The 23,073-nt window shown below is 60.2% G+C and carries 26 protein-coding genes, 1 tRNA gene and 1 pseudogene; 15 read left to right on the top strand and 13 right to left on the bottom strand.

Annotated elements, in window-relative coordinates; genetic code table 11:
- Positions 1-192: 192 nt before the first annotated feature.
- Together IHE39_RS29325 and IHE39_RS29320 are read left to right on the top strand one after the other, a co-directional pair.
- Positions 193-277: transfer RNA gene (locus tag IHE39_RS29325), tRNA-Leu, on the top strand.
- Positions 278-399: 122 nt separating this feature from the next.
- On the top strand, positions 400-588 hold the full coding sequence (locus tag IHE39_RS29320) for a hypothetical protein (protein WP_192569003.1): 189 nt from the start codon (positions 400-402) through the stop codon (positions 586-588).
- A gap of 89 nt (positions 589-677) precedes the next feature.
- Here IHE39_RS29320 and IHE39_RS29315 read toward each other — a convergent pair whose 3' ends face one another.
- From IHE39_RS29315 to IHE39_RS29305, 3 genes are all read right to left on the bottom strand, one after another.
- Positions 678-1,172 carry a hypothetical protein gene (locus IHE39_RS29315; protein ID WP_192569002.1) on the bottom strand — a complete coding sequence of 165 codons (495 nt, stop codon included), beginning with the start codon at positions 1,170-1,172 and terminating at the stop codon, positions 678-680.
- A 144-nt stretch (positions 1,173-1,316) separates the two neighbouring features.
- Positions 1,317-1,742, bottom strand: coding sequence for a hypothetical protein (locus IHE39_RS29310; RefSeq protein ID WP_192569001.1), 426 nt, complete (start codon positions 1,740-1,742; stop codon positions 1,317-1,319).
- A 331-nt stretch (positions 1,743-2,073) separates the two neighbouring features.
- Positions 2,074-2,304 carry a hypothetical protein gene (locus IHE39_RS29305; protein WP_192569000.1) on the bottom strand — a complete coding sequence of 77 codons (231 nt, stop codon included), beginning with the start codon at positions 2,302-2,304 and terminating at the stop codon, positions 2,074-2,076.
- A 280-nt stretch (positions 2,305-2,584) separates the two neighbouring features.
- Between IHE39_RS29305 and IHE39_RS29300 the strand changes: the two genes are divergently transcribed.
- Complete coding sequence (locus tag IHE39_RS29300) at positions 2,585-3,166, top strand: DnaT-like ssDNA-binding protein (protein ID WP_192568999.1); 582 nt, start codon at positions 2,585-2,587, stop codon at positions 3,164-3,166.
- A complete protein-coding gene (gene katE, locus IHE39_RS29295; protein ID WP_192568998.1) occupies positions 3,072-5,219 on the top strand; it encodes a catalase in 2,148 nt (715 codons plus the stop codon). The genes IHE39_RS29300 and katE overlap by 95 nt, the downstream gene beginning before the upstream one ends.
- Before the next feature lie 146 nt (positions 5,220-5,365).
- Here the strand turns inward: katE and IHE39_RS29290 are convergent, their stop codons facing one another.
- Together IHE39_RS29290 and IHE39_RS29285 are read right to left on the bottom strand one after the other, a co-directional pair.
- On the bottom strand, positions 5,366-5,815 hold the full coding sequence (locus IHE39_RS29290) for a Ros/MucR family transcriptional regulator (protein WP_192569017.1): 450 nt from the start codon (positions 5,813-5,815) through the stop codon (positions 5,366-5,368).
- 477 nt (positions 5,816-6,292) lie between these two features.
- Positions 6,293-7,033, bottom strand: coding sequence for an outer membrane protein (locus tag IHE39_RS29285; RefSeq protein ID WP_192568997.1), 741 nt, complete (start codon positions 7,031-7,033; stop codon positions 6,293-6,295).
- Between the two features lie 611 nt (positions 7,034-7,644).
- Between IHE39_RS29285 and IHE39_RS29280 the strand changes: the two genes are divergently transcribed.
- The 3 genes from IHE39_RS29280 (at position 7,645) to IHE39_RS29270 (ending at position 8,524) form a co-directional block, all read left to right on the top strand.
- Entirely contained in the window at positions 7,645-7,947 is a 303-nt protein-coding gene (locus tag IHE39_RS29280) for a DUF982 domain-containing protein (RefSeq protein ID WP_192568996.1), read from the top strand.
- Positions 7,948-7,962: 15 nt separating this feature from the next.
- Positions 7,963-8,247, top strand: coding sequence for a DUF982 domain-containing protein (locus IHE39_RS29275; protein WP_192568995.1), 285 nt, complete (start codon positions 7,963-7,965; stop codon positions 8,245-8,247).
- Between the two features lie 73 nt (positions 8,248-8,320).
- On the top strand, positions 8,321-8,524 hold the full coding sequence (locus IHE39_RS29270; RefSeq protein ID WP_192568994.1) for a hypothetical protein: 204 nt from the start codon (positions 8,321-8,323) through the stop codon (positions 8,522-8,524).
- Positions 8,525-9,185: 661 nt separating this feature from the next.
- Here the strand turns inward: IHE39_RS29270 and IHE39_RS29265 are convergent.
- Entirely contained in the window at positions 9,186-9,551 is a 366-nt protein-coding gene (locus tag IHE39_RS29265; protein ID WP_192568993.1) for a hypothetical protein, read from the bottom strand.
- A 754-nt stretch (positions 9,552-10,305) separates the two neighbouring features.
- Complete coding sequence (locus IHE39_RS29260) at positions 10,306-10,719, bottom strand: hypothetical protein (RefSeq protein ID WP_192568992.1); 414 nt, start codon at positions 10,717-10,719, stop codon at positions 10,306-10,308.
- Between the two features lie 141 nt (positions 10,720-10,860).
- Here IHE39_RS29260 and IHE39_RS31020 point away from each other — a divergent pair, with 141 nt between their 5' ends.
- The 6 genes from IHE39_RS31020 to IHE39_RS29235 are packed head-to-tail and all read left to right on the top strand — an operon-like array spanning position 10,861 to position 13,587.
- Positions 10,861-10,989: a hypothetical protein gene (locus tag IHE39_RS31020; protein ID WP_281399422.1), complete on the top strand. Its 129-nt coding sequence runs from the start codon at positions 10,861-10,863 to the stop codon at positions 10,987-10,989.
- Positions 10,986-11,789 (top strand): YdaU family protein, encoded by an 804-nt coding sequence (locus IHE39_RS29255; protein WP_192568991.1) that lies wholly within the window; start codon positions 10,986-10,988, stop codon positions 11,787-11,789. Before IHE39_RS31020 ends, IHE39_RS29255 begins: the two co-directional genes overlap by 4 nt.
- Positions 11,776-12,186, top strand: coding sequence for a hypothetical protein (locus IHE39_RS29250; RefSeq protein ID WP_192568990.1), 411 nt, complete (start codon positions 11,776-11,778; stop codon positions 12,184-12,186). The genes IHE39_RS29255 and IHE39_RS29250 overlap by 14 nt, the downstream gene beginning before the upstream one ends.
- Positions 12,186-12,581, top strand: coding sequence for a hypothetical protein (locus IHE39_RS29245; protein ID WP_192568989.1), 396 nt, complete (start codon positions 12,186-12,188; stop codon positions 12,579-12,581). Before IHE39_RS29250 ends, IHE39_RS29245 begins: the two co-directional genes overlap by 1 nt.
- Entirely contained in the window at positions 12,581-12,871 is a 291-nt protein-coding gene (locus IHE39_RS29240; RefSeq protein ID WP_192568988.1) for a hypothetical protein, read from the top strand. Before IHE39_RS29245 ends, IHE39_RS29240 begins: the two co-directional genes overlap by 1 nt.
- Positions 12,868-13,587, top strand: coding sequence for a hypothetical protein (locus IHE39_RS29235; protein ID WP_192568987.1), 720 nt, complete (start codon positions 12,868-12,870; stop codon positions 13,585-13,587). Before IHE39_RS29240 ends, IHE39_RS29235 begins: the two co-directional genes overlap by 4 nt.
- Before the next feature lie 77 nt (positions 13,588-13,664).
- On the opposite strand, the gene IHE39_RS29230 is transcribed toward IHE39_RS29235, so the two are convergent.
- From IHE39_RS29230 to IHE39_RS29215, 4 genes are all read right to left on the bottom strand, one after another.
- Positions 13,665-14,549 (bottom strand): hypothetical protein, encoded by an 885-nt coding sequence (locus IHE39_RS29230; protein WP_192568986.1) that lies wholly within the window; start codon positions 14,547-14,549, stop codon positions 13,665-13,667.
- Entirely contained in the window at positions 14,546-15,928 is a 1,383-nt protein-coding gene (locus tag IHE39_RS29225; protein WP_192568985.1) for an AAA family ATPase, read from the bottom strand. Before IHE39_RS29225 ends, IHE39_RS29230 begins: the two co-directional genes overlap by 4 nt.
- Positions 15,929-16,189: 261 nt before the next feature.
- The gene (locus IHE39_RS29220; RefSeq protein ID WP_192568984.1) at positions 16,190-17,944 is read right to left on the bottom strand and encodes a DGQHR domain-containing protein; all 1,755 of its coding nucleotides are present in this window, start codon (positions 17,942-17,944) and stop codon (positions 16,190-16,192) included.
- Between the two features lie 25 nt (positions 17,945-17,969).
- On the bottom strand, positions 17,970-18,914 hold the full coding sequence (locus IHE39_RS29215; RefSeq protein ID WP_192568983.1) for a DNA-methyltransferase: 945 nt from the start codon (positions 18,912-18,914) through the stop codon (positions 17,970-17,972).
- A 174-nt stretch (positions 18,915-19,088) separates the two neighbouring features.
- On the opposite strand from IHE39_RS29215, the pseudogene IHE39_RS29210 reads away from it, so the two are divergent.
- A pseudogene (locus IHE39_RS29210) lies at positions 19,089-19,514 on the top strand (OST-HTH/LOTUS domain-containing protein); the annotation flags it as partial.
- A 144-nt stretch (positions 19,515-19,658) separates the two neighbouring features.
- On the opposite strand, the gene IHE39_RS29205 reads toward IHE39_RS29210, so the two are convergent.
- Positions 19,659-20,603, bottom strand: a complete 945-nt coding sequence (locus IHE39_RS29205) for an ankyrin repeat domain-containing protein (RefSeq protein ID WP_192568982.1) — start codon at positions 20,601-20,603, stop codon at positions 19,659-19,661.
- Positions 20,604-21,029: 426 nt separating this feature from the next.
- Between IHE39_RS29205 and IHE39_RS29200 the strand changes: the two genes are divergently transcribed.
- The gene (locus tag IHE39_RS29200; protein ID WP_192568981.1) at positions 21,030-22,001 is read left to right on the top strand and encodes a glycine reductase; all 972 of its coding nucleotides are present in this window, start codon (positions 21,030-21,032) and stop codon (positions 21,999-22,001) included.
- A gap of 140 nt (positions 22,002-22,141) precedes the next feature.
- Here IHE39_RS29200 and IHE39_RS29195 read toward each other — a convergent pair whose 3' ends face one another.
- On the bottom strand, positions 22,142-22,954 hold the full coding sequence (locus IHE39_RS29195) for a DUF1194 domain-containing protein (RefSeq protein WP_246485681.1): 813 nt from the start codon (positions 22,952-22,954) through the stop codon (positions 22,142-22,144).
- Between the last annotated feature and the right edge of the window lie 119 nt (positions 22,955-23,073).

Here is a 23,073-nt window from a genome sequence, read left to right as displayed (position 1 = left end):
CCAGCAGCATCGGCCAAAAGTACCGGCCTGTATCATTTGCGGTGTTGCCGCGCTGCCTGCACTGCTCGGCCATCGCTTTGGCAGTGGCTCCAGACGCTGTTCCAGCATGAAGTTGCGCAAAGGCGCTTCTGCCCAGTTGACGAGGGGCCGCCCGACCGTATAGTCCGCGACCATTCTGTCCGTTCAGGGCAGGCCCCTATGGCGGAATTGGTAGACGCGCTCGACTCAAAATCGAGTTCCGCAAGGAGTGCTGGTTCGATCCCGGCTAGGGGCACCAAACCATCTCGATGGCTTTGATATCAAAGGCGAGTTTGGTTTTTGGCCGGCTGAAGCGCAGCGCGATTATACGGCTCACAAACCCAAACGTACGCAGATTCGCTACGAATCTCGGAGATTGCCATGACTGCTGCGCTTGAAGCTTTGGTTGCAAAAGCTCAGAAGGTTCAGATGACCGAGGGTCAGATGCGTGAGCAGAGGCTGAGCTTTGTCTATGGGAACACCCATATTGAGAACGACATGATCACTCGTGAAATGGTTGCAGCCGCCGACGAGAAGATTAATCGAGAGGAAGCGGCAAAAGCACGTTAATAACCAGCAGCCTCACACCGCCATGACGGGCAGCCGCCGGCCGTGGTTTACTTCAACATCGATACCGATCAGCAGGTGCGGGCAGTAGCTTAGGGCTGGTGATGCTCCCTTTCTATGAAAGCACACCATCGCGTTATCTGTTCTTGACCGAGGGCGTACTTACACACCGCCTCTGCGTGCCAATAGAACATGACTAGGCGATATCGATCGTCGCCGTCTTCGTGCGCTATGCAGAAATCGGCAACTTCAACCCCCGAAACGTTGCGGAGCATGTAGGCGGCCCGGATGTGGTATCCGTGGTAGCAATCCAGCAATCGCCCAAAGTCTCTGCCAATTCGACCCAGCAAACCCAGGCCATAGGAAGTTGGTTGCTCTGCGTCGATCTTGTCTATCGCCTCGATGAGAAAGGCGCTCAGATTCTTGACGTCAGCTGGGGTGATGAGGTCCTTGGTGCGCTCAAGCTCGTGACTAAGAAGATAAAGAATCTCACCGTCTATTTTCACTGAACTGAACGTGACAATCGGTTTGCCTGCCGGGACGATCGGAACAGTGTCGATGATCTCGTATGGATTTTTCCACGACATGACGAAGGCCTCATCGGCATTCTAGAGCATTTCCGCTTCTCTTCGAATCGCTGAATCGCTCTATCTTCTTGTTTTTGCGCAATTCCTAGGGAAAACCGCTGCGCACTTTTCCTGGAATTGCTCCAGTGTTGCAAGTATCGGGGATCAAAAGTCGATTGTTTCGACCATCAGTTTCGACTCGGCAAGCTCCTTGGAGATTTCCGGATCGCGCGTTCCCATTGCACAATACGTGACCAGTACGACATCGCGACCGTTCGACAGGTACCAGATCGCCAGGGTCTCGCCATGCTCGAAAGAAACGCATCCCACCTTGTCAATGTCGCCATCGCTCACAGTATGCGCACCGAAATCGCGCGTGAGGCTATCGCAATGTCTGCCCAGCATGTCTTGCAGATCCACCAGGCTGACATGCGGATGCTTGCCACCGCTATAGCGGGCGACCGAAAACTGGAGAGCTCCAACGCCGGTCGGGCGCACCAGTGTTGGCGGCGAGCCGGCCGGAAGATCACCAGTTGCATCGACCCAATCTGCGGCAAGATCAAACAGCAATCCATGGAATTGAACGCGCATGATGTTCCGTGGGCGAGCTTGATAGTGTGGCGCAACGATGAGTAGCTGCGATAGCACAAGGTTAAATCTATGCCCACCGTCGAAACACTGGCCTGGTCTGGGACTATGGCGACGAGCTGTATTATGGCGAGGCTGCCAGGCTGCAGGATTGGGGGCAGGCCTTGCCTGGCTTCCGGCCGCGCCCGCGCTGGCCGAGGACAGAACTGAAATTTTGATCCGGGTTCAGTAATCGCCTCAGCAGGCCCAAGCCAGTGCAGCGGCTGCTGAAAGCTAATTCGGCGGCGAAGCGGCGTGACCGCAAGAAGACCCCGAGGGGCACTCGCTTCGCAAGTCAGGGAGAGCCGGAGAGGGTCCAAATCCCGAACGCGATGATAACGAACGCCACAAAACCACAAAACGTCTGAATGGGGCGTAATAGCCCGTATTCATCATATTTCTCGCGGTACCACTTGCTGTTTTCATGAAAGTTCCAAGGTTTCAAATCGGCTGCCCTGGCCTCACGCTCCATAAGGCTGAACCTCTTGAGAAAGCTAAGATTCTTGACGTCTTTACTCTCCGGCATCAGTCACCCCCCTGTGGGCCCTTGAGGATAGCCTCAAGCCTCCCGCTTCATGCCAACTGTCCGGTCGAAACGGGGGCCAGTTCATGGCCGCTGTCGGCCACTGTCAAGAGGCTGCTCCAGCGCTATGAAAACGAGGTCCTGATCGTCCCGGCGACATGGTGACGTTCGCGGTGCCGATGGTTGAGCCACAGATCACTGGCGGGCTCGTCATCGACGGCGCCGAGCGCGTCAAGGGGCGCTTCTCGGGCCTTCGGACCGGAGGTGTCGAGCAAGAGCAGGCATGGCCGCGCGCGGTGCCACGGCTTACGGCAGCGCTCTTGCCAGCGACATCATTCCGGTTCGGGTGGTCAACGCCTCATATGAGGCCGCATTGCTCGAGCTGAGGGCGCCGGGCTCCCTGTCGGTGGTGACCGATCCCGCGAAGCGCGTGAAGCGGCAGAAGGTCGACGCCATCGTGCGTGAGTTGTTCGCCCAGGGCGAAGCAGGGCCGGGAGCCGGCCCTGCCGTATCGGATGGTCTGCTGGCGCGCCTGCTGGAGGTTGCTCCTGCCGGCATGGGGGATCTCAGCGGTTTAAGCCCTGGTCGTCCTCGCGGGCTTTTTCACCGGCTTTATTTCGGCTGGCTTGCGACCAAGGCCGATGCTTTTCGCCAGTTCCGAGCGGCATCGCCGACGCCAACTTCATTTCGCGACCAAAAAGGGAACCGCACCGGCGTCGCGGCATTGAGGATGATGTGCGCAACCGCACCCCCTCTCCAAGGAATGAGCCATGGCCAAGTCACTGAACCGCCCGTCGGGGAACCGCCCGTCGGGGAACCGCCCGTCACTGAACCGCTCGTCGGGCAAGCTTGCCACGATCCATGATCAGAAACTTCAGCGCGGCCAAGGCGGCGAGTTGCACCAGCTGGCCGAAGGCGCGACCCCGGTGCTGACCACGGCTCAGGGCGGCCCGGTCTCAGATGACCAGAACTCGCTGAAGATCGGTGCCCGCGGCCCGACGGCACTTGAAGACTTCCACCTGCGCGAGAAGATCTTCCATTTCGACCATGAGCGCATTCCCGAGCGCGTGGTGCATGCCCGCGGCTATGGCGCGCATGGCTATTTCGAGACCTACAAGTCGCTGGCAAAATACACCCGCGCCGACATCTTCCAGCGTCCAGGCGAGAAGACCCCGGCATTCGTCCGGTTCTCCACCGTTGCCGGCAGCAAGGGCTCGGTCGACCTGGCACGCGACGTCCGCGGCTTTGCGGTCAAGCTCTATACCCAGGAGGGCAACTGGGACATCGTCGGCAACAACATCCCGGTGTTCTTCATCCAGGATGCGATCAAGTTTCCCGACATCATCCATGCGGTGAAGCCCGAGCCGGATAGCGGCTTTCCACAGGCGCAATCGGCCCACGACAATTTCTGGGACTTCATTTCGCTGACGCCTGAAAGCATGCACATGGTCATGTGGGTGATGTCTGATCGGGCCATCCCGCGTTCGTTCAGGTTCATGGAGGGTTTTGGCGTCCATACCTTCCGGATGGTCAACGCCAAGGATGAATCGACCTTTGTGAAGTTCCATTGGAAACCCAAGCTCGGCCTTCAATCCGTGGTCTGGAACGAGGCGGTCAAGATCAACGGCGCCGATCCCGATTTCCATCGCCGCGACCTCTGGGACGCGATCAAGGCAGGCAATTTCCCGGAGTGGGAATTGCAGCTTCAGTTGTTCGACCAGGAGTTCGCCGACAGTTTCGATTTCGACGTGCTCGACGCCACCAAGCTCATTCCCGAGGAGCTGTTGGCTCCCATCCCGGTCGGCCGCCTGGTGCTCGATCGCGTGCCGGATAATTTCTTTGCCGAGACCGAGCAGGTGGCGTTCATGACGCAGAACGTGCCGCCCGGCATCGACTTTTCCAACGACCCGCTGCTGCAGGGCCGCAACTTCTCTTATCTCGACACCCAGATCAAAAGGCTGGGCAGCACCAACTTCAGCCATATTCCGATCAACGCGCCCAAATGCCCGTTCCATCACTTCCAGCAGGACGGTCACATGGCCATGCGCAACCCGGTCGGCCGCGCCAACTACCAGCCGAATTCCTGGGGCGAGGGGCCGCGTGAATCTCCGCAACTGGGCTTCCGCTCCTTTGCCGACGTCGAGGCCGGCCCCAAGCAGCGGCTGCGCGCCGAAAGCTTTGCCGATCACTACAGCCAGGCCAGGCAATTCTACCTGAGCCAGACCCCGCCGGAGCAGGCCCATATCGCAGCGGCGCTGACCTTTGAACTCGCCAAGGTCAAGACCCCAGTCATCCGGGAGCGCATGGTGGCGCATCTGCTCAATGTCGATCGCGGCCTGGCCAATGGCGTCGCCGCCGATCTCGGCTTGCAGTCGATGCCCAAGGCGGCCGATGCTGCGATGGCAACGCGCCAGGATCTCGAGCCGGCAGCTTCACTCAGCATTGTTGCCAACGGCCCGGAGCGTTTCGAAGGACGAAAACTCGGCATTCTTGTCACCGACGGCACCGATGCCGCCCTGCTTTCGGCGCTCAAGGACGCGCTCGCCAAGGCCGGGGCCAGCTTCGAGATCATCGCGCCCAAAGTCGGCGGCGCCAAGTTGAGCGACGGCAGCATCGTTGCGGCGGACCAGATGATCGCCGGGGCTCCTTCGGTGCTTTATGACGCGGTTGCGCTGCTGCCGGATGAGAAGGCAATGCCGGCCCTGTCAGGCAACCCAAATGTTCGCGATTTTGTTTCCGATGCCTTCGCGCACTGCAAGTTCATCGGGCATGTTACGGCTGCCAATGCGCTGATCGAGAAGGTCTGCGGCAACGAGGCGCTGGATGAGGGCGTCATCCGCCTTTCGACGCCTGAGGATATGCCCGGGTTCGTCGCGGCTCTGGGCAAACTGCGGATGTGGAATAGACAGGCTCGCTAGGCACGCATTGTCAACGCGAGAGCGGGCTTGCCAGCCCGCTCTCTTTGCCGTTGCCGGGGGCTATCCGGGCGAGCTCTAGCGCAGAAGCCCAGCTCATCGCAGCGCATCTTTGATTGTTGGTTATCCCCTTGGGGGATCTCAGTGGTTTAAGCCCTGGTCGTCCTCGCGGGCTTTTTCACCGGCTTTATTTCGGCTGGCTTGCGACCAAGGCCGATGCTTTTAGCCAGTTCCGAGCGCCTTGCCGAATAGGCCGGAGCCACCATCGGGTAATCTTGTGGCAGCGACCACTTGGCGCGATAGGTGTCCGGGGTCAGGCCCAGGCCGCTGAGGTGCCGCTTGAGGGTTTGATAGCGCTTACCGTCTTCCAGGCTGATGATGTAGTCAGGGGTAACGGTCTTCTTGATCGACATCCGAGGTGTCGGCGTTTCCTGCTCCGGCGCCAATGGCGTATCGAGCTTGCTGATGCTGGAATGGATCTGCGCAATCAACCCGGCAAGGTCTCCGACGGGTACCGGATTGTTCGAGACATAGGCCGCTACGATATCAGCGGTGAGCTCGATGAGCTGGTCGTTCGGTCTGGGCAATACTTCAGTCATCAGGTCGCTCCAACAATATCCGCCCCCATTGGCTGGGTAGCGGAGTTTGTCGATCGGCGAAAGAAAAAACGTTGGTGTACCAATGACCGGCCTTATGGCGAGATGCAGGCTGTTGCGGCCGAACTGTTGGGCGCGTTCAAGCCGGCGCGCCATTCCGACCGCTCGGCGGTCCAACGGTGTGGCGACCATCGAGCAGATGCCGACGCTGCGTGATCCCAACAGCCACCGGATCGTCATCCGGCGGGATGCGCGGAACCTGGCCGTCGAGGCATGGCTTGGCGAACATCGTGCGACGCTGGTCAGCAACGCCGCTCTGCAATCAGCCGTTCGCACGCTACGGGATCGCCTGAATGCTTTGCGTCGCCGGGGCCGTCGTCCAGCTCGCCACCGATCTTCCCGAGCGCCACGCAGCGGAGCGTCTTTTTCACGCGTGCGAACAAAAACCCCGGCGCGAGGCCGGGGTTTGGCTGTGGCGAACTAGAATCTGTAGCTCGCGCCGAGGCGCACGACATGGATGTTGTTGTCGAAGTCGTATCTGAAGCTGTCGCCGCCAGTCTCGAACGAGCCCTGGCTGTCTTCGAGGTCGACATAGAGATATTCGGCGCGCAGCGACCAGTTGTCGGTCAGGGCATATTGCGCACCGGCGCCAACGGTCCAGCCGGCGACGACATCGTCGGCGACGGCGTGGTTGTCCTGGCCGGCATCATTGTCGTCATAGCTGCTCTTGACGTGGCCAAAGGCGACACCGCCGGTGACGAAAGGCAAGAAACGGTCGATCGAATAGCCCAGGCGCGCGCGGGTGGTGCCGAACCAGTCGATGCTGGTCGAGAAGCTCTCATCGGAGCCCGGGATCATCGAATTGGCGACGGTGTTGTCGATGTCGGCGCCGGTGAAATCCATCTCCAGGCCATAAACCAGCTGGCCCGACTGCCAGAGGTAGCCGGCATGAACGCCGCCGAGGAAGCCGTTCGAACTGAACTTGAAGGCGGTGTCGCCAAACACCGAGAAGGAATAGCCATCCAGCTCGGTCACCGTGGTGCGGCCGCCGCCATAGCCGAGATGGATGCCGACATAGCCGCCGGTCCACACAAACCCTGCGGGCGCTGCGGCGCGCGCGTCGGAGGCAGCTGCAGGCAAGCAGGCGGCGAATGGCAGGGAACTCGCAAGCAGCATCACAGATGATGCCTTGCGGATGAACATGGTGGTGATGGGTTTCATGGCTTGCCCTGATTGTTTGCTCTCGTCGAGCGAACAGGGCAGCGTTCGCGATACATTTGGCACCTATCACGGGCGCAAACGCAAGGCAAGATCGCCGAAGCGTCGCATCGTTCAACCGCTGCCATGCGGCGTCTTTTCGTTTCAGGCGTGGACAAAAAATGCCCCAGGACGCCGGTGCATCCTGATTGGCGACGCACTGCTGTCGCGGTCGGCGAGGCGTTGGCCTTTGTGCACCACTTGCCGTCCGGCCTTGATGGCGGAGGGGTGCAGCCTCATTGCCCATCGCGCTTTGCCTGCGCTTCCGCTGCAGCGTCGGCGGCGGGTGTCGGGGTTGGGGTCGGGCGGGTGCGGCGCAACGCGTGGCTCCAATCCGAATGGAAGCGCGATCAGCGCCAGCGCGCTATCGCCGCCGACGGTTGGAAGGGGCAGGATTTGCTTTGCGGATATGAGCCGGCGAGCTGGTGGGCTGGCGCCGCCCGGCTTGCTCGATTGCTTTGGTCAAACTGCTCTTGAAACCGGAAATTTGCCGACACATATCGAGCGCGGGTCGTTGCCGCTGTCGGTATCGGCCTATCCAGAAACGCAAACTTTCGTTCGACTTGGAGGATATGATGAGCGATCGGATGTTCGACAGCCCTGTTTTCGTAAAGTCCGGAAACAGTCTTATCGAGGAAATAGCCTGTCTCGAGGACGCCCTCGAATTTCTCTATGAATGGCCAAAGAACCGACGCGGCACGATTTACGAGACGGCGCTGCGCGCCTGTCAACGCGCATTTGACAGCAACTATCCGCTCCGCGCCGCGCGACAGGCATTCTGCGGTTTCGCCAGATCGGCCAATATTCTCGAAGAGGTCAGCATCCCGCTGCCATGGATGACAGGGGGCAAGGCTGGCGCAAGCGGTCTCGGTGCCTAGGCGGAGGATCGCGCGATGCTTGCACAATCTTTCGAAAAGCCCATCCGTGTCTGGGTCGGACTTGGCTTCCCGCGCCAACTCAATACCGTCGTCGATGCCTTTCAGTTTGCGATGGAGTGGTGCGGAAACAGCCCCGAGCAGCGAGCGGCGATCAGAGCCTGCAAAGCTGCATTGTCTGGCGACATCGACGCTGAGACAGCCAGGGGTGTCTTCGCCGCCTTTGCGCGCAAGAAAGACATCCTGGTTGAGGACGGCGAGATGCCGCCGGAAATTGCGGGGTCCCGATCGGCCCACGCCTGATTGATCGGAGAGGGATTGATCGGAGAGGGCGGCAGCTGGCTGGCGCCCTCTCCAGGCTACGCGGACGTGACGAATGGCAAAGCTACCGATGATGAAATCGCCCGAAAATCACCCAACTGCCCTGGCTTACGATGCCGAATGCCAAAGCGCGTTGTCAGAACATGTCGACAAGCTTCTGGACCATGCCGAGGCCGCCGGCTGGGACCGCACCAAAGCGGCGTCGGCAATGATGTATCTCAGTGCCAGACGTCTGAAGGCCAAGACTGATGGGGCTTAGCCTCGTCCGTCCGCCATGCTGACAAGTCAACGGATCGCACCGGCCACCGATTGACCCGAAAAGGATTATTTGGCGCCGCAGCGGCCTTTCAGCCGGGCGATTTCGGGCTCGTGTGTCTCCGAGCCGCCGAGCGGGACACCGATCATGAAGACGCCAAGCGCGTCCTGATTGGCCACGCGCTGCTGCCGCGATGTGATATCGGCGAGGCGATCCTTGTCAGCCTGGGTGCATTGCTTGCCGTCTGACGGCCCGGCCTTGATACTGGATGGCGTTGATACTGGATGGCGGCGTTGCGCAGCCTGCGAAGGCCGCAAGCGCGACCAGTAGCAGCTTGTTCATGAAATCCCCCCGGATGTTCTTGTGTCTTGGTGCATGTAACATCCTCATTGCCAATCGAGCTTTGCGTCGCAGTGCACTGGTGCTGCGGCATCGGGAGAGGTGAGGGCCAGGCGGGTGCGGCGCAAGGCGCGGCGGGGATCAAACGTCTGCGCCGGTGCGGGCGCGTCGCAGCACTTGCCGGCGGCGAGTTCGTCACCGAGCGCCATCGCCGCGTTGGTGAGGTCCCTCGTCGCAGCTCATGGCCTTTCGGCCGGGCCAATGACGACGGCCGCATGGCCGAGGCGGACGCGGTCGCGTGCGTTGGGGATCAAGCCGGAACGCATCAGGCGGCCTTGCGCGCCAGAATCTCCGTGGCGAAGCGGCGGAAGAAGCGCAGGTGGAGGCGCCTGGCCTTGGCCCTGGCGATCGCCGCGGCATGGTTGTGGCGGCGCCAGGTCGGCATGTTGCGGGTGCGGATGATGAAGGCGGCGATGTCTTCGAGCGCTTCGGCGATCGACTGCGCCGGGTGGATCATCGCCTGAAACAGCTCCGGATCTGAGGTGATCGCGTCGGTGAGCTTCTTGCGGGCGAAATGCGCCTTGCGCGCCTCGGCGATGCCGCGGCGGCGGATGGTTTCCAACGTGTCGAGCATAACGGGGCTCTGGCCAGCATAACCGCAGTCTGTGGCAAAGGCCTTGCTGGCATTCATCGATCGCTCCATCCGAGGTGATGGGGAAAGTTTCCATTATGGAAACAACCTTGTCAATCCCAGTTTTTCCAAAATGGAAATCAACGCGGTGACCCTTACTTGCGGATGCTGCGAATCGGCTGGGGGCAGGGGCGAGCCTGGCTACTCGGCGGCTATGCCACAGGCAATCTCGGCGCGCCGCCGCCGCACCGACGGCCCTTCAACCGCCGGCAAGGCGCGGCAGAACCGTCTCGATGCCCGGCACAGTTTTCGTCCGTGGGGTCAAGCGCGGTAAGCGACCCGATCCATCGTTGCGCCCGCAGCGTTCATGGCCTTGAAAACGTCCTGCCAATCGGCGCCCGGAAGGGCGGGCGCCCAGTTATTTCAGGAGCTATTTGCCGCCGACAGCGCCAAAACCGCGCGACAGCATCCTGACCACAAGAAAGCGGCCGAGACCTGCGGCAACAATGATTGCGGTCTTCCACCTGAACATGAACAGCTTTGTCCCAAATCAGCCGGGTCGCTCCAATCACCTTTCCACGGCACTCTCAATTGGTGACAGGAGGAATATTTTCCTTCGATGTTCTTGACTCCACTTCAAGGAAAATGTTCCTATCGCCTGCAGTGAGAGGAGCCGGGATGGCGATCAGACATCAGATCAAGGCGCGGTACCGATCCCGCAATGACGAGATCGTGGCCGGGCTGCGCGATGCAGCGCACGCCGCAGCGCCGCTTGATCCGATGATGGTGGTGAAACGCAAGGCAGCCGAGATCTCTACCGCGATGGCTCTTTTGCACGGCGGCGACTGGCGGGTGCAGATCGATCACCAGGAAGGGCTGGTTCTGATCGTTCGCCGTCGTCATCGAGGAAACCCTTGACCACGGCGACCGCCTTGCCGAGGTCGTCCTTGTCGATGCCAAAGGCCAAAAGGGCGGCGCGCAGCTTGTTTTCAGGCGAGGTGACGGCAGCAGCCGTCGGATCGCGGTAAAGCTCGACCGGGTCGCTGAGGTCAAGCGCTGCCGCAAACTGCGCCAGCCAGACGCCGTCGATGTTGCCGGGCCTGGCGAGCTTCTTGGAGATCGTGCCGCCGGCGACCTTCATGCGCTGGGCGAGCCGCTTCCTGTCCAGGCCAGGAATGGTCGCCATCCATTCTTCGATATAGAGCCGCGGCGCTTCGATATCTGTCATGGCTAACTCTTTCACGGCGAAAATCTGGCATGGCAGAAAATCTGCATGGCGAAAATCTAGCTTTCCAGAACGGAAAGCGCAAAATTTCCAAATTGGAAATAACTGCTTGACGAATGATTTCCGTTATGGAAATCATTGCCGATGTTCAGATCCCTCAAAGACCAGTGCCGTGCGGTGCTGAAATCGACCGAAGACGGCCCGGGTGAATGGGCTGAAGACCGCCCGCGCTGCGTCGTGCTGATCCAGCCAGACGGGCAGGTGGCGGCATGAGCGAGATGCCCTGGGTCCGCTTCTTTGCCTCCGACTGGCTGGCCGGCACGCGCGGCATGAGTGCTGTCGAGACCGGCATCTACATCACGCTGGTCGCCTCGATGTATGAGCGTGGCGCACCGGTGCCGGAAGATCATGCCCGCCTTGCCAGGCTGTGCGGCGCCTCGAATGCGACCTTCAAGGCGACGCTTCAAACCCTGGTGGCAGAGGGCAAGATCAGCCGCGTGACAAGCGGGCTGTGGAACCGGCGTGTCGAAAAGGAAGGCGCCTGGCGCCAGGAAAAGTCGGCGGCAGGAAAACAGGCAGCCAGCGCCAGATGGCAGAAAAGCCAGCACGATCAAACATCCGTTGCTGCCGCTGCAATGCCGCCGGCATGCGCTGGCCCTGCCAGCCAGAAGCCAGAGGCCAGAGCGGAAAAACAACAAGCTGAAGCTTGTTTAAAAAAGCGCGGGCGCCGGCTTCCTCCCGACTTTTGTCCCGATGTCGCCGACGCCTGCAAGGCCGGGCTTTCGCCGGATCAAGCGGCGCGCGAGGCGGAAAAATTCCGCGACTACTGGATTTCGCAACCAGGCCACCGGGGCCTCAAGCTCGACTGGCCGGCGACCTGGCGCAACTGGTGCCGCCATGCCGCCGAGCGCCGGCCGCGCGCGCCACCCCAGCGCAAACGCAATTTCGTCGACGTCGCAATGGACCGACTAGGAGCTTCCCATGGACCAGAAAGCCTATTTGGCAATCACCGCAATGTTGAATTCCTTCCCCCAGACATCGGGCAATCCCGACCTGACGATGCAGACCTATGAGGCGGTGCTGGCCGGTATGACGCCGCAGGCGGTGGTCGAGGCAGCGCAGCGTTTCACCACAGGTGCGGTGGCGGGCCAAAACCAGAGCTTTGCGCCTTCGGTGGCGGCGTTCGTGCAGGAGGTGCGCCGCATCGCCGAGATCATGCCGCACCGCGGCCGCAAGGCTTTGGCTGTGCCGGTCCGGGGGCCGGCCCGCGCCCCGCGTCGCGAGCCAAGGCCGGATGAGCACGCCCGCATGTGCCTCAAGCTGCCCTTGCTGCAGGCCGCGATCCGCAACGGCCGCGCCGACCTGCTGGCCGCGGCCGATCGCAACGGCCTCGATGAACTGGTGGCGCTGGCCCAGAGCTGGCGCGTGCCGGTGTCCGAACAGATCCTGTCACAGTTGAAGAGGGCGTGATGAAACAGCAGCAAACCGACGCCATGGCCTGGGACCTGGCGCTTGCCGCCCGCATGCGCACAACCGGCATGAAGTTCAACCAGATCGCCGTGGTCTTTGGTCTTTCGCCCGACACGGTGCATTGCCGGCTCGACCCGGATTACCGGCGCAAGCGCGCCGAGGCCAAGCTTGCGCGCTGTCAACCGGTGGCTCACGGCTTTCGCCGCTATGACGACAGGGTGACACGAGCCGAGTTTGCCGCGCGCCTGGCCGAGCTGCCACATGACGACCGCGACCTGACCGCGCGTGTGCTGGGCGATCCGGTCTTTGCCCGTTCCGCCGCGGCCAAGGCAGCAGTGCCGACGGCGGCACGCAACATCACGCTGCCGCGTCTTTTGATCCTCGGAGACAGATGATGAACCACTTCCACGCCAAGGCGGAATGGATCGACGGGGCCTGGCGCGGCCTCGTCCGCTACAGCCACAAGGCCGACTACTGGCCGGTCATGTCAGGCGAGCGGCCGGCGGGTTATGCCTCGCGCGAAAAGGCGCTGATCGCCGCCTACCAGGCCCAGGAAAAACACGTCAACGGCACCATCCGCGGCTTTGGCGACAAGGTTTGCGCCGCCCGGGCCGAGGCAGAGCGGCTGTTTCGGCCCGGCCGCAAGCCTGTCGTCGTCGAGCGCGCCCGGGCAAGACCACTATGAGCAGGGCCAAGCTGAACAAGACCAGTATGAGCAAGACGGGCACGGCAGACATGGGCACGGCAGACATGGGCACGGTTGGCATGGGCACGGTTGGCGAGGCAGGCATGGGGAAGCTGGGCAAGGCAGGCCTGGGCAAGTCGGGCATCGGCACGTCGGGCCCGGGCAAGTCGGCCAAGAGCGAGGCGGGCCCGGGCAAGTCGGGTATGCGCAAGACGAGCAAGCGGCCGGCGAGCCCGCTGGTGACAGTCGAGGTCGAAAACCCCGACTGGCGGCCGGCGCGTGACGGCGAAAAGGCGTTTCCGCGCATCATCGCAGCCCAGAAAAACACCAGGGAAAGTGCCGTCGAGACCTTGTTTGCCCGCGGCTTCCTGGCGCGCGCGCAAAAGCAGGCAGCCGACCGCTTCCGCGCTTGTTGGGAAAAGGCCGGCGGCACGGTGCGCAGCCTCGACCATGCGCTCGACCGCGTCGACGGCGGCCGCGGCGACCCGCTCGCCGCCCGCATCGTCGCCGCCAACGAACTTACCCGCTGCCGCCAGCTCGTCGGCCACCGCGGCTACCAGGTGCTGCAGCTGGTCTGCGCCGAAGGCCGGGCACTGGCCGAGATCACCCCGCACAAACGCGAAAGGCTGACCATGGCGGATAATTTGCGCGCTGATCTGGATGATCTGGCGGTGATGTGGGGGATTCAGACGGCGCGGAGGCGGGTGGGTGGGTGAGGGGGCGGAAGGAGCTGGGGCGGCAGGTCTGCTTGCAGACTAGCTGCCCTAAACCTATGCCCGTCATCGGGCAGATCTTAGGAAGAAGGCTCAGGAAGGATAGAAGCGCCTTGCGCTGGCGGGGCGGCGAGTGGATAGGCATCAATCGGTTCAGGCTGCGCCTGAACCAGGTTCGTCACCGACGCGCTCACCTCGGCCAAGCCTTCATTGCAAGCGATGCGCCCAGCTTCAATCACTGCTTGTTCGGCAGTTCGCTTCGCCGCGCCCCGCGCGAGTGTGGCAAGCGTTCTCCCGAGTGCTCTTAGACGCGCATCTACCTGGAGTTCTTGAAGATTGTCAGTGAGGCGCGCAACGCGCTCCAGCACCTCTGCATCCAGAGGTGGCGGGTCGATCGCATTGTCGACCAACTCGAAAAACTCGGTTTTGACCGCGGCGGCAACCGTGTCGTAGTTCAGTCCACCTTCTTCCACCGCGATCTTATTGAGCTTGCACAGCTTGATGAGCGCAAGGCCTTTCTCGCTATCTGAACGATAGACTTGATAATTCACGTGTGAAAGAAACGCGTCCCAATCATCGATCCAAGGATGCGGGATCGAGTAGCGGTGAGATTCGATGGGTAGTTCCTCCAGGCGGGGATCCGGTCGCGGCTGAGGGAGTAGTACGTCTGCTTGGTTCTTGGCGATATTGCACTGCTTGCACGCGACCGCGAGATTGCCGGGGGTGGCGAAAAACTGCGGATACCATTGCTCGCATAGGACGTGCTCTAGATCCCATTCGTTGTTGTTGGTCGTGTCCTTGAACTTGCGACAATAGCAGCACCGCAATCGCTGCTGCTGCATGCACGCCTTCTTGAAACGGGCTTTGATGCCCGACTTGTCGAACCAGCTGTTAAAATTGGACTCGCTGACCGCTATGCGTACCGCGGCAATCTCGGCCAGCTCTGATTGCAAGAGCTCGATCATCGCGGCAACAGGAGCGCCTGGATCACATTGGCGGTGAGCTCGCGAAGCGGGTCCTCGTGGGGGATTTGCTCGACCTTGCTCGCCAAGAAATTAGCAATATCTAGCGCACGGGAGCTATGATGCTCCCCGGTTTCAACGAGCGTTAGCGCCTCCAAGACCAGCTGCTTCAGGAAATTGTTACCCTTAGTAACGGTATGAAAAGCGTTGAGTAGTGTCGCGTCGGGCGACGCATTTGCGAGAACTTCGCTGGGAACTTCTATCGGGTGCTGGTCGAGCCGAAGCACCTTCGCGTTGCGGTCGGCGACGCCGCTGACTATCAGCGGTGAATGTGTAGCGATGACATAATGGCAGCCCTGATGCTGGCGCAATACTGTTTCCAGCATCTCGACATAGCGGATTTGCCATTCGGGATGCAGGCTGTTCTCAGGCTCGTCGATGAGAATGAGGCAACCGTCTTCGAGAAAAGCGGCAAGCCCCAAGAAGCCCGACAAGAGGTTAAGCTCGCCAGAGGAGAGTTCGAGCAACTCTACCGGCTCGCCCTCGACGCGATCAAGGGTTACCGAGACAAGCCTGAATAGACCGGAGCGGGTAAGGTCGCGGATCTCCTCGAAGCTGATCGGCAAAGTCACGTCGCGCCGACCGTACCGGAAATCGAATCGATAGGATAGCTGCTTGCGCTTGATGCCGGAGGCGCGTGCGAACTCCTCAATTCTCTTCTCGAGAGCTACCATCTGCGCCTCGTCCATATAGCCGGAGCGGCGCACTCGGGCCGTGTCGAGCTCGTATGTGATCTTGATGACGGGATCGTAGCCAATCGCGGCGAACGCCTCGACTACGCGTTTATCTGCCTGCGGAGTAGATTCGGCAAAGGCAAGCTGGTCGATCGAGCGCAGCAGTCGCCCACGCGGCGAAAGGCTACGATAGTCATTCTTGAAACCGAGATAGACGTAGAACGGATCTTCGACCAATGGGCGGTCGCGACGATACGTATCGTCAGCAGGTGGAAATTTGTCGAACGGGGTGAAAGACAAAGCGATCAACCGCCGTGGCTTGAGGCCGCGGCCGGTAATCACTTCACGCTCCTCACGGAACTCCTTCGAACTGCTCCTTAGGCTCAGCACTGCATGTTGCTCGTTGACGCTGATAGCGATCAAATCGACACGATCGCGGCCCTGCCGGCTGCTCGGCTTCATGGTCGCAAAATACGCCCGAAACGCCATCGCCAACTCACGCAATATTGTCGATTTGCCGGTGCCGTTGCGCCCGACCAAAATCGTCGAGCGCGACATGGCGTCAGCATGATCAGTGAAGCGCAATCTTTGAGGGCCGAGCTTCGGCAAGTCAACATCGACTGCCGTGATAGCGAACTGGGTAGTCATGAATGTTTTCCACCTAAGGAGACGGGGCCAAGTCGCATGAATTTTCGATCAAAGGAACCGTTGTCAGTTTGCACGCTCTCAAAGAGCTGTGTTGCAGCGTAGGTGCACTGTCTAGGGCGGCTTGCGAGGGGGTGGGAGCGGACCGGCGGCGTTTGGCATTGCCAAACAAGATAGTCGCCACACCAACGGATACCGGGAACATCACCGCTTTCATACTTGTCGAACCGGGTTGCCACCCGGCGACCAGAGGCTCCGGCAAGTTTAGTCGCTATCCGCGGATGCGGTAGCCAGCGACGCAAGAAACTGCGTATAAATATCCGACGACATCACAGTGTACCGGCTCGATGTGTATGTGCTGAAAGGGAATTCACCCAAGCCAGAAAAAGCAATCCGAAGAGCCTCAAAACTCATCGGGACACCAGCCTCAACTGCCTGTCGCATGGCGCCGATTAACCCGTTGATGACTGTTGGCGTCAGGAGTCTATCCTTAACCTTCCGGTCAGTTGTCCACAGCGAAGAAGGCAATTGAGATTTCGCCGCCGCTATAAAAACGCCGATCTGAGTTGCGCAATGATCGATATACCGCTTACGAGCCACATCGTTCTCGGTGGCAACAAACGTATCTTTGTCGGGGTCTGTCCAACGACTAAAAATCGGCCCGGGTAGAGAGGGTCGAACAAGAGGTCGCAGACCATAACTGACCACCGAAGTAGTCTTGATGAACTGCGTCTCAAAGTAATGCCGGGCAAATTTGTCAGCAAGCGCGCCGGTCCCATCATTGAGTTTGTCAAGGACATCACGGGCAATAGAGTCGACTGTGAACGGGCGAATGATTTGATTTATTGCTTGCTTCAACTCCGATTTGGCATTTGCCTGATTTGAGTTGATTTCCAAGAAAAGAGCCGCCTCGAAGCGAGTCTTCTCGTCTGGACCTACGCCCGAGGGATAAATAATTCCGGTCACAAGCAAATTCTGCTGCGTTCGCAGAGGGGCGATTACCTTTTCGTTTGTTCCACCCTCGTAATACGAAAAAACGCGATGTTGGCCGTCTATCAAGCCAATGGAATTAAAGTCATAGGGGATCGATATCGTCCCAGCTTGCGTTTTGTTTATTTTGGCAGGATCGATCGTATCGTCGTTCTGATCGAGGACCTTGGTGCCATCAGGCAGGGTCACAATGATATTGTTCACGAAGACACGCTTGTGCTCGACGAGATACTTTCTCACCGATTCGATCTTCCCTCGTATGATCATACGCTGGTAGAGCCCGCTTCGTTCACGCCATCCGTCACGCCTCAGCACGTACGAGCGCGACAGCAGAGCTGCCGGATCGATGTAAAATGAGACGACCTTGAATCCTTGCGGAAAATTTGAATGGCTTTCGGGTAATACTGATCCAGGAAAGGGCTCACGCGATGGTGGGTTGCTCATAACAGCGCGATCACCGAATTCGCTGTAACCCACTCCCAGAAAGGCCAACATCTCGTTTCTGGCCGAGAGCTTAACGGTTCGCGTCAGCAATTTGAAATATCGAACTACGCTATAGTCCAGGAATGTTGCGTAGGGTATCTGCTCCTTTAGCTCCGCTTTCACCGTATTCAGCGAGCAATAGAGGATGACGACTCGGAAATGTTCATTTTTATACTTGCTATCGAGCGACCCTTCGAGATTTAGTGGTGCTCCTCTTGCGAAGGCGACGAAACTTGCCTGACCTTTGGCGATCTTCTCATAGAGAATATATTTCGGCTTTATGTGCGCCGATATCTCGGACTCTTTGGTGATTGTATACTCGGCGAAGACGATCACGTTCTCCATAATGAAAGCGTCGTCAAAATCGCTTGTCACACCATCGAATGTAAATTGCTTGTCCGCAGCGCCATCGACTCTAGAGAAACCTGCAGCCACAAAGGTGGCCCGGATCTCGTTCCTATGTCGACGCTGCAATGAGCGGGTGGCTTTCTCCTCTGGGCTAAGAATCTTCTTCTTTGCCTTCTTCTTTTTTTTCGAACTCGCCATCCTGTCCCCCCCCCCAAGGCCTCTCTTATTCCGCCGCCGCCGCCATTCTCCACTCGTCTGGAACCTTCGCCACCTTCTCGGTTGCCTTTGGTCTCCGGACGGGCTTTCCTAAGGGGCGCAATGGCAGAATACCCTCGGCGAGCTCGGCAAGCCTCTTGCGGGCAATCTCAAGATAGGAAAACTCCCGATCGACCCCGATCGCATTTCGTTGATGCTTCAACGCTGCGATGGCAGTCGCCCCCGTGCCTACAAATGGATCAAGGATGGTATCACCTGGTCGAGTCAGGGCGAGCACGCAACGCTCAACCAGTTCGACCGGAAACTGGCATGGATGATCAGTCCTCTCCGGATGCCGAGACTTCACGTTAGGAATGTCCCAAACCGGATTTTCCTTAAAGTCGTTCTCTGCAAGGAATTCCCAGTAATCCGAAGGATTTTTGCCGAGCGGGTTCCCGCTCGGAAGACCCGCCTTCGCGCCTTTACTGGCGCCGTGGCGCTTTCCTGGATACAACTGTGGAATTCTTACCGGATCCAGATTGAAATAGTAATCGTCAGACTTGGTGAACCATAGCAAAGTTTCATAGCGACCGGAAAATCGGCGGTCCGCGTTTAGTCCAAAATTGTACCGCCAGATGATCCGGTTACGAAGCTTCAGCCCTAAGCTCCGGAATATTTCCACGAATGGAATATCCAAGGGGAAAATCTCACCATCGGACACGTAGGTGCCAACCTGCCAACAAAGGCTGCCATCAGGGGTCAGTTTTGCGACCGTTTCCTTTGCCACCTCTCGTTGCCAAGAGATGTATTCGTCATACGTGCGTCGGTCGTTTCGCTCGTACAATTTCCTGATGTTGTATGGGGGCGAGGACACTACCAGTGAGCAGCTTCCAGACGGAACAACGTAGAGCTGTTCAATCGCGTCGCCATGAAGAAATTCGGCGGTAGCCTCGTTCTTCAATCTGCCGTCCATAAATCCCTCGCGAAGAATCAAAGCACCAGAATCTAAATTTAGCCAAAGCAATGGATCAGCACCAAGCCCTTATTGCTCAGCCCTCTAATCGTTGCCCCGAATTCGCACGGATACGCACTTGCGAAACCCTTGACGGACCTGCAAAGCAAAGGGGCGCGCCATGATTTCTTCTAACGCCTGGCGGCGCGTATCCGCGAGCAGGGCGTCGATGTCTTCGGCTTCGGGGAGCAGAAGACACCGGAGAGTTTCCGCCAGGCCTGTCGACGCTTTACCTACACCGAGAACCTGCTGCCCGATGCGCCGGCCAATGCGGAGGCGGCAGGAAGCAAATCCAAGCCGCTGCAGCCGCCGAGTGCGGCCGCGCCGATCATCCGCCGCGTTCTCGATCAGGTCGAGACGGAAGATGGCTGGGCATCGCTGTCAGCGGTCGGCAAGCAATTGTCGAACCTGTCCTCCGACTTCGATCCCCGCAATTTCGGCTTCCGCAAGCTCAGCGATGTCGTCCGCGGAACCAATGCCTTTGAGATCGAAAATCCGGAAGGGCGGGGCATGCGCATCCGCAAAAAGCCGGCATCAGCGAAGCCCAAGCAGAAGTCGTGACCAGCTTGCGCTTGAACCTAAGCGCCGCTTGCCGGCTTTCGGCGCACAGGATCTGCATGTCGCCGCCGTTTGGACCGGCAATGCCAGTGACACACGAGCCGTTCGGGAAACCTGCAGCGCATCCGCATCCGTTTCAGCGGGCAATCATTTGCCGGGAAGCGGCAGCGGGGTCTCGCTCAGGGTCCTGAGATAGGCGATGAGGTCGGCACGCTGGTTTTCGTCCGCCAGCCCGGGGAACGACATGTCCGTTCCAGGCAAGGTGAGGGCGGGATTGGCGATGAAAAAATTGAGCTCCTCGAAGCCCCAGACGCCTCCGGCCTGCTTCAGGCTTGACGAATACTGGACGTCGCTCTCAGAACCCTTCTGCCGTCCGACGATGCCCCACAGATTGGCGCGTTTCGGAACCTTGAGCCCAGGTGCCGCAAGATGGCAGGCCGCGCAGGTCGTGCCGAAAATGTCCTTGCCCGATTGCGCATCTGCCGAGGCAAGTCGTGGCGAAATCGGCTGGATTGTCGGTCCGTTGGCGCCGTGGCTGTTGAGATAGGCGACGACGTCGTCGTGACCGGCGAGCTTGGCCAGATGGATAGGCGGGCTGCCATTCGACGTCAGGGCGTTGACCTCGGCCCCGGCCTCGACAAGGGAGGTCACGCAGGCAAGGCAGCCGGTCTCGGCAGCCACATGCAGCGGGGTCTGCCCTTTCGCCAGCTGGTTTGGATCGGCGCCATGGCCGAGCAGCAGCTTGACGATGTCGGCGAAGCCGGCCTTGGTGGCGGCATAGAGTGGCGTTCGCTGCCAGCTGACGGGCAGGTTGACGTCCGCGCCACGGTTGACCAGAAGTTCCGCCAGCGCGGCATTTCCGGTTTCGCAGGCGATATAGAGCGCCGTAACACCGTCGATTTCGTCGATGGCCGCACCCTTGTCCAGGGCCGAGGTCACCGCCGCGACGTCGCCGTTCCTGACAAGATCACCCAGCTCATTCGCCTGGGCCGGCAGCGCAACAAGCCAAAGCAGCGAGCAAGCCCCGATCACCGACAAGGCCTTTGTTACCGGCCAGGCCCCGATTGCCAAAAAGCGTGTCTGCTTGATCATTGCATCCTCGCAGCTGAGGAGTGACGGGCTCATCTTAGGCCAAGGGCCTGACGGCGACAACGCCCGTGCCGGCTGACGAGGTTGCGGAGGGCTGGAATTCGGATGCCTGGAAAATGACCGTTCCGGGGCCGCAAGCAGAGCGGCCATGTGCCCGATGCCGTCAGCTACCAGTGTCGATACCAGACACGCCGCCGGTAGCAGCGGGTGATGCGCCGGCCGCGGTACCAGTGGCGGCGGCAGACGCGGCGGCGCCGGCTTGGGGCACCATGGCAGCAGCGGCGCGACCGGCTCATTGCAGGCCGTTGGGCGGTTCCGCCCAGACGAGTGGATCAGCACGACAGGCTGCGCTTGGCAGATTTCAATGGCGCCGCCGTCCGCGCCTGCTATCAATACGGCATAGTCGTTTGACGGAGCGATCTTGCAGCGATGACGAGCGCGCATGGCGACAGGTTCGGTTTTGCGTCTGCCGATGATGCGCCGATCCCTTACATGCAACGCATCCGCGATTATTATCTGGCGCTTGGTTATGGCGAGCCATACAGCTGGGCACACTATGCCACTGTGCCGTTTCAACCGCTGCAAAAGCCGCTGAAGCACTGTCGCGTGACCATCGTCACAACGGCAGCGCCCTATCAGCCCGGCAAGGGCGATCAGGGACCTGGCGCAGCCTACAACGCGGCGGCGAAGTTCTACACCGTCTATTCCGGCGACACCTCCCAGGACCACGATCTGCGCATTTCACACGTCGCCATTGACCGCAAGCACACGACGGCTGAGGATTCCGGCACTTACTTTCCGCTGCCGGAAATGCGCCGCGCGGCGGAGCGTGGCCGTAGCGGGCCAGTGGCGCGGCGTTTTCACGGGCTTCCAACCAATCGCAGCCAGCGCACGACACTTGAAGTCGACTGTGCCGAAATCGTAACCCGCTGCCGCAGCGATGCCGTCGACGCGGCCATCCTGGTTGCCAATTGCCCTGTTTGCCACCAGAGCGTCAGCCTTGCCGCCCGCGCGCTGGAAACCAACGGCATCGCCACCGTGGTGATGGGCTGCGCCAAGGACATTGTCGAGTTCGTCGGCGTGCCGCGGTTTTTGTTTTCGGATTTTCCCCTTGGCAATGCCGCGGGGCGGCCCAATGATTTGGCTTCCCAAGCCGCAACGCTGCAGCTTGCCCTTGACGTGCTCGAGCGAGCGCCAGCTGCCCGCACCACCGTGCAATCGCCGCTGGTGTGGGGCGCAAGCCCCGACTGGAAGCTCGACTATCAGAATGTGGACCGTATCTCCGCCGAAGACATTGCGCGCCGTCGCGCCGAGTTCGACAAAGCCAAGGCCCTGGCCAGGACGCTGCGCGAAAATGCCAAGCCGGACCAAGCTGCCGTGCCCAGGCATGATCCGCTTTGACCAAGCTGTCTGGAATGGCTGGCCCGCTACGCAGTTTTGCTGGACTTGCCCTGGTCCTGGAATGCTCGGGTCGTGGAATTGCCCGGGTCGTGGAATGCTCGGGTCGTGGAATGCTCGGGTCGTGGAATTGCTCGGGGCAACTACCGCTGGGCGAGCATTTTTTCACTGCTGAGCGACCGGCTTATTTCTCTCACCATCTTGCGCCTGAGCGCCAGTGCATAGTCGCGCGGGGTGGACAGGGGCATGACGAAGGCGTTCGGACCGCCAATCACATTGTCGGCGAAATACCGGGTGAGATCGCGCGGAATGCCGCGCAGCACTTCCGGCAAGGCGATCGCGTTGATCGTGCAGCCATTGGCGATCGCCCGCAGCCGGCTTTCTTCAACCGGCACGCCATCATTGTTGGTGCCATTGGCCGAGATGTCGATGATCTTGCGGGCGGCATGCCCAGGAAAGCTCTCGAGCAGCAGAACGCCCAGATCGATTGCGAACGAAATGGATGTCGCACAGTATGTATGACATCCATAACCCCTGTCGCCCTTATTGCGGATGCCGGATGCGACAGCTTGCGCGTCCGCGCCGCCGCAGACGCTTGTCCACGGCACCACCAGGCGCATTTGTCCCTGGCTTGACCATTCGACATAGGTGACGGCGATGCAGCCGCTGCGGCTGCGGGCAATGGTCGCGACAACCTCGGGTGAGGAGATCGCCGCGGCATGGCCGTCGCGTTGCAGGGCGGCCGTGCTCGGATCGATGGATGCCGAGACATCGACTGCGAACACGATCGCGGTGTCGACATCGGTGGCATGTGCCGGCGGAGCCCAAGGCAGCATCATGCCTGCGAGCATTGCCAGGGTCAGGGCCATTGGCAGGGCCAGTGGCAGGGCCAGGGCGTTCGCGGCCGCAACTGCAACCGCAACGACGCCCGCCGGTCGAAACCCGTCAACGCCCATCTTGCCCCCCAATCCCTCGGGCGACCAGGTCGGATGCTACGCCACATTGTCGACGTCTGACAGGCAACCGAAGGAGCTAGCTGCAAGCGGATAGCGGGCTGGCGGATAGTGGGCGGCGG

The sequence above is a fragment of the Aminobacter carboxidus genome (assembly GCF_014863355.1).
Lineage (GTDB): Bacteria > Pseudomonadota > Alphaproteobacteria > Rhizobiales > Rhizobiaceae > Aminobacter > Aminobacter carboxidus.
Note: the sequence above shows the minus strand (reverse complement) of the source record. Positions and strands in the feature narration are given on the sequence as shown.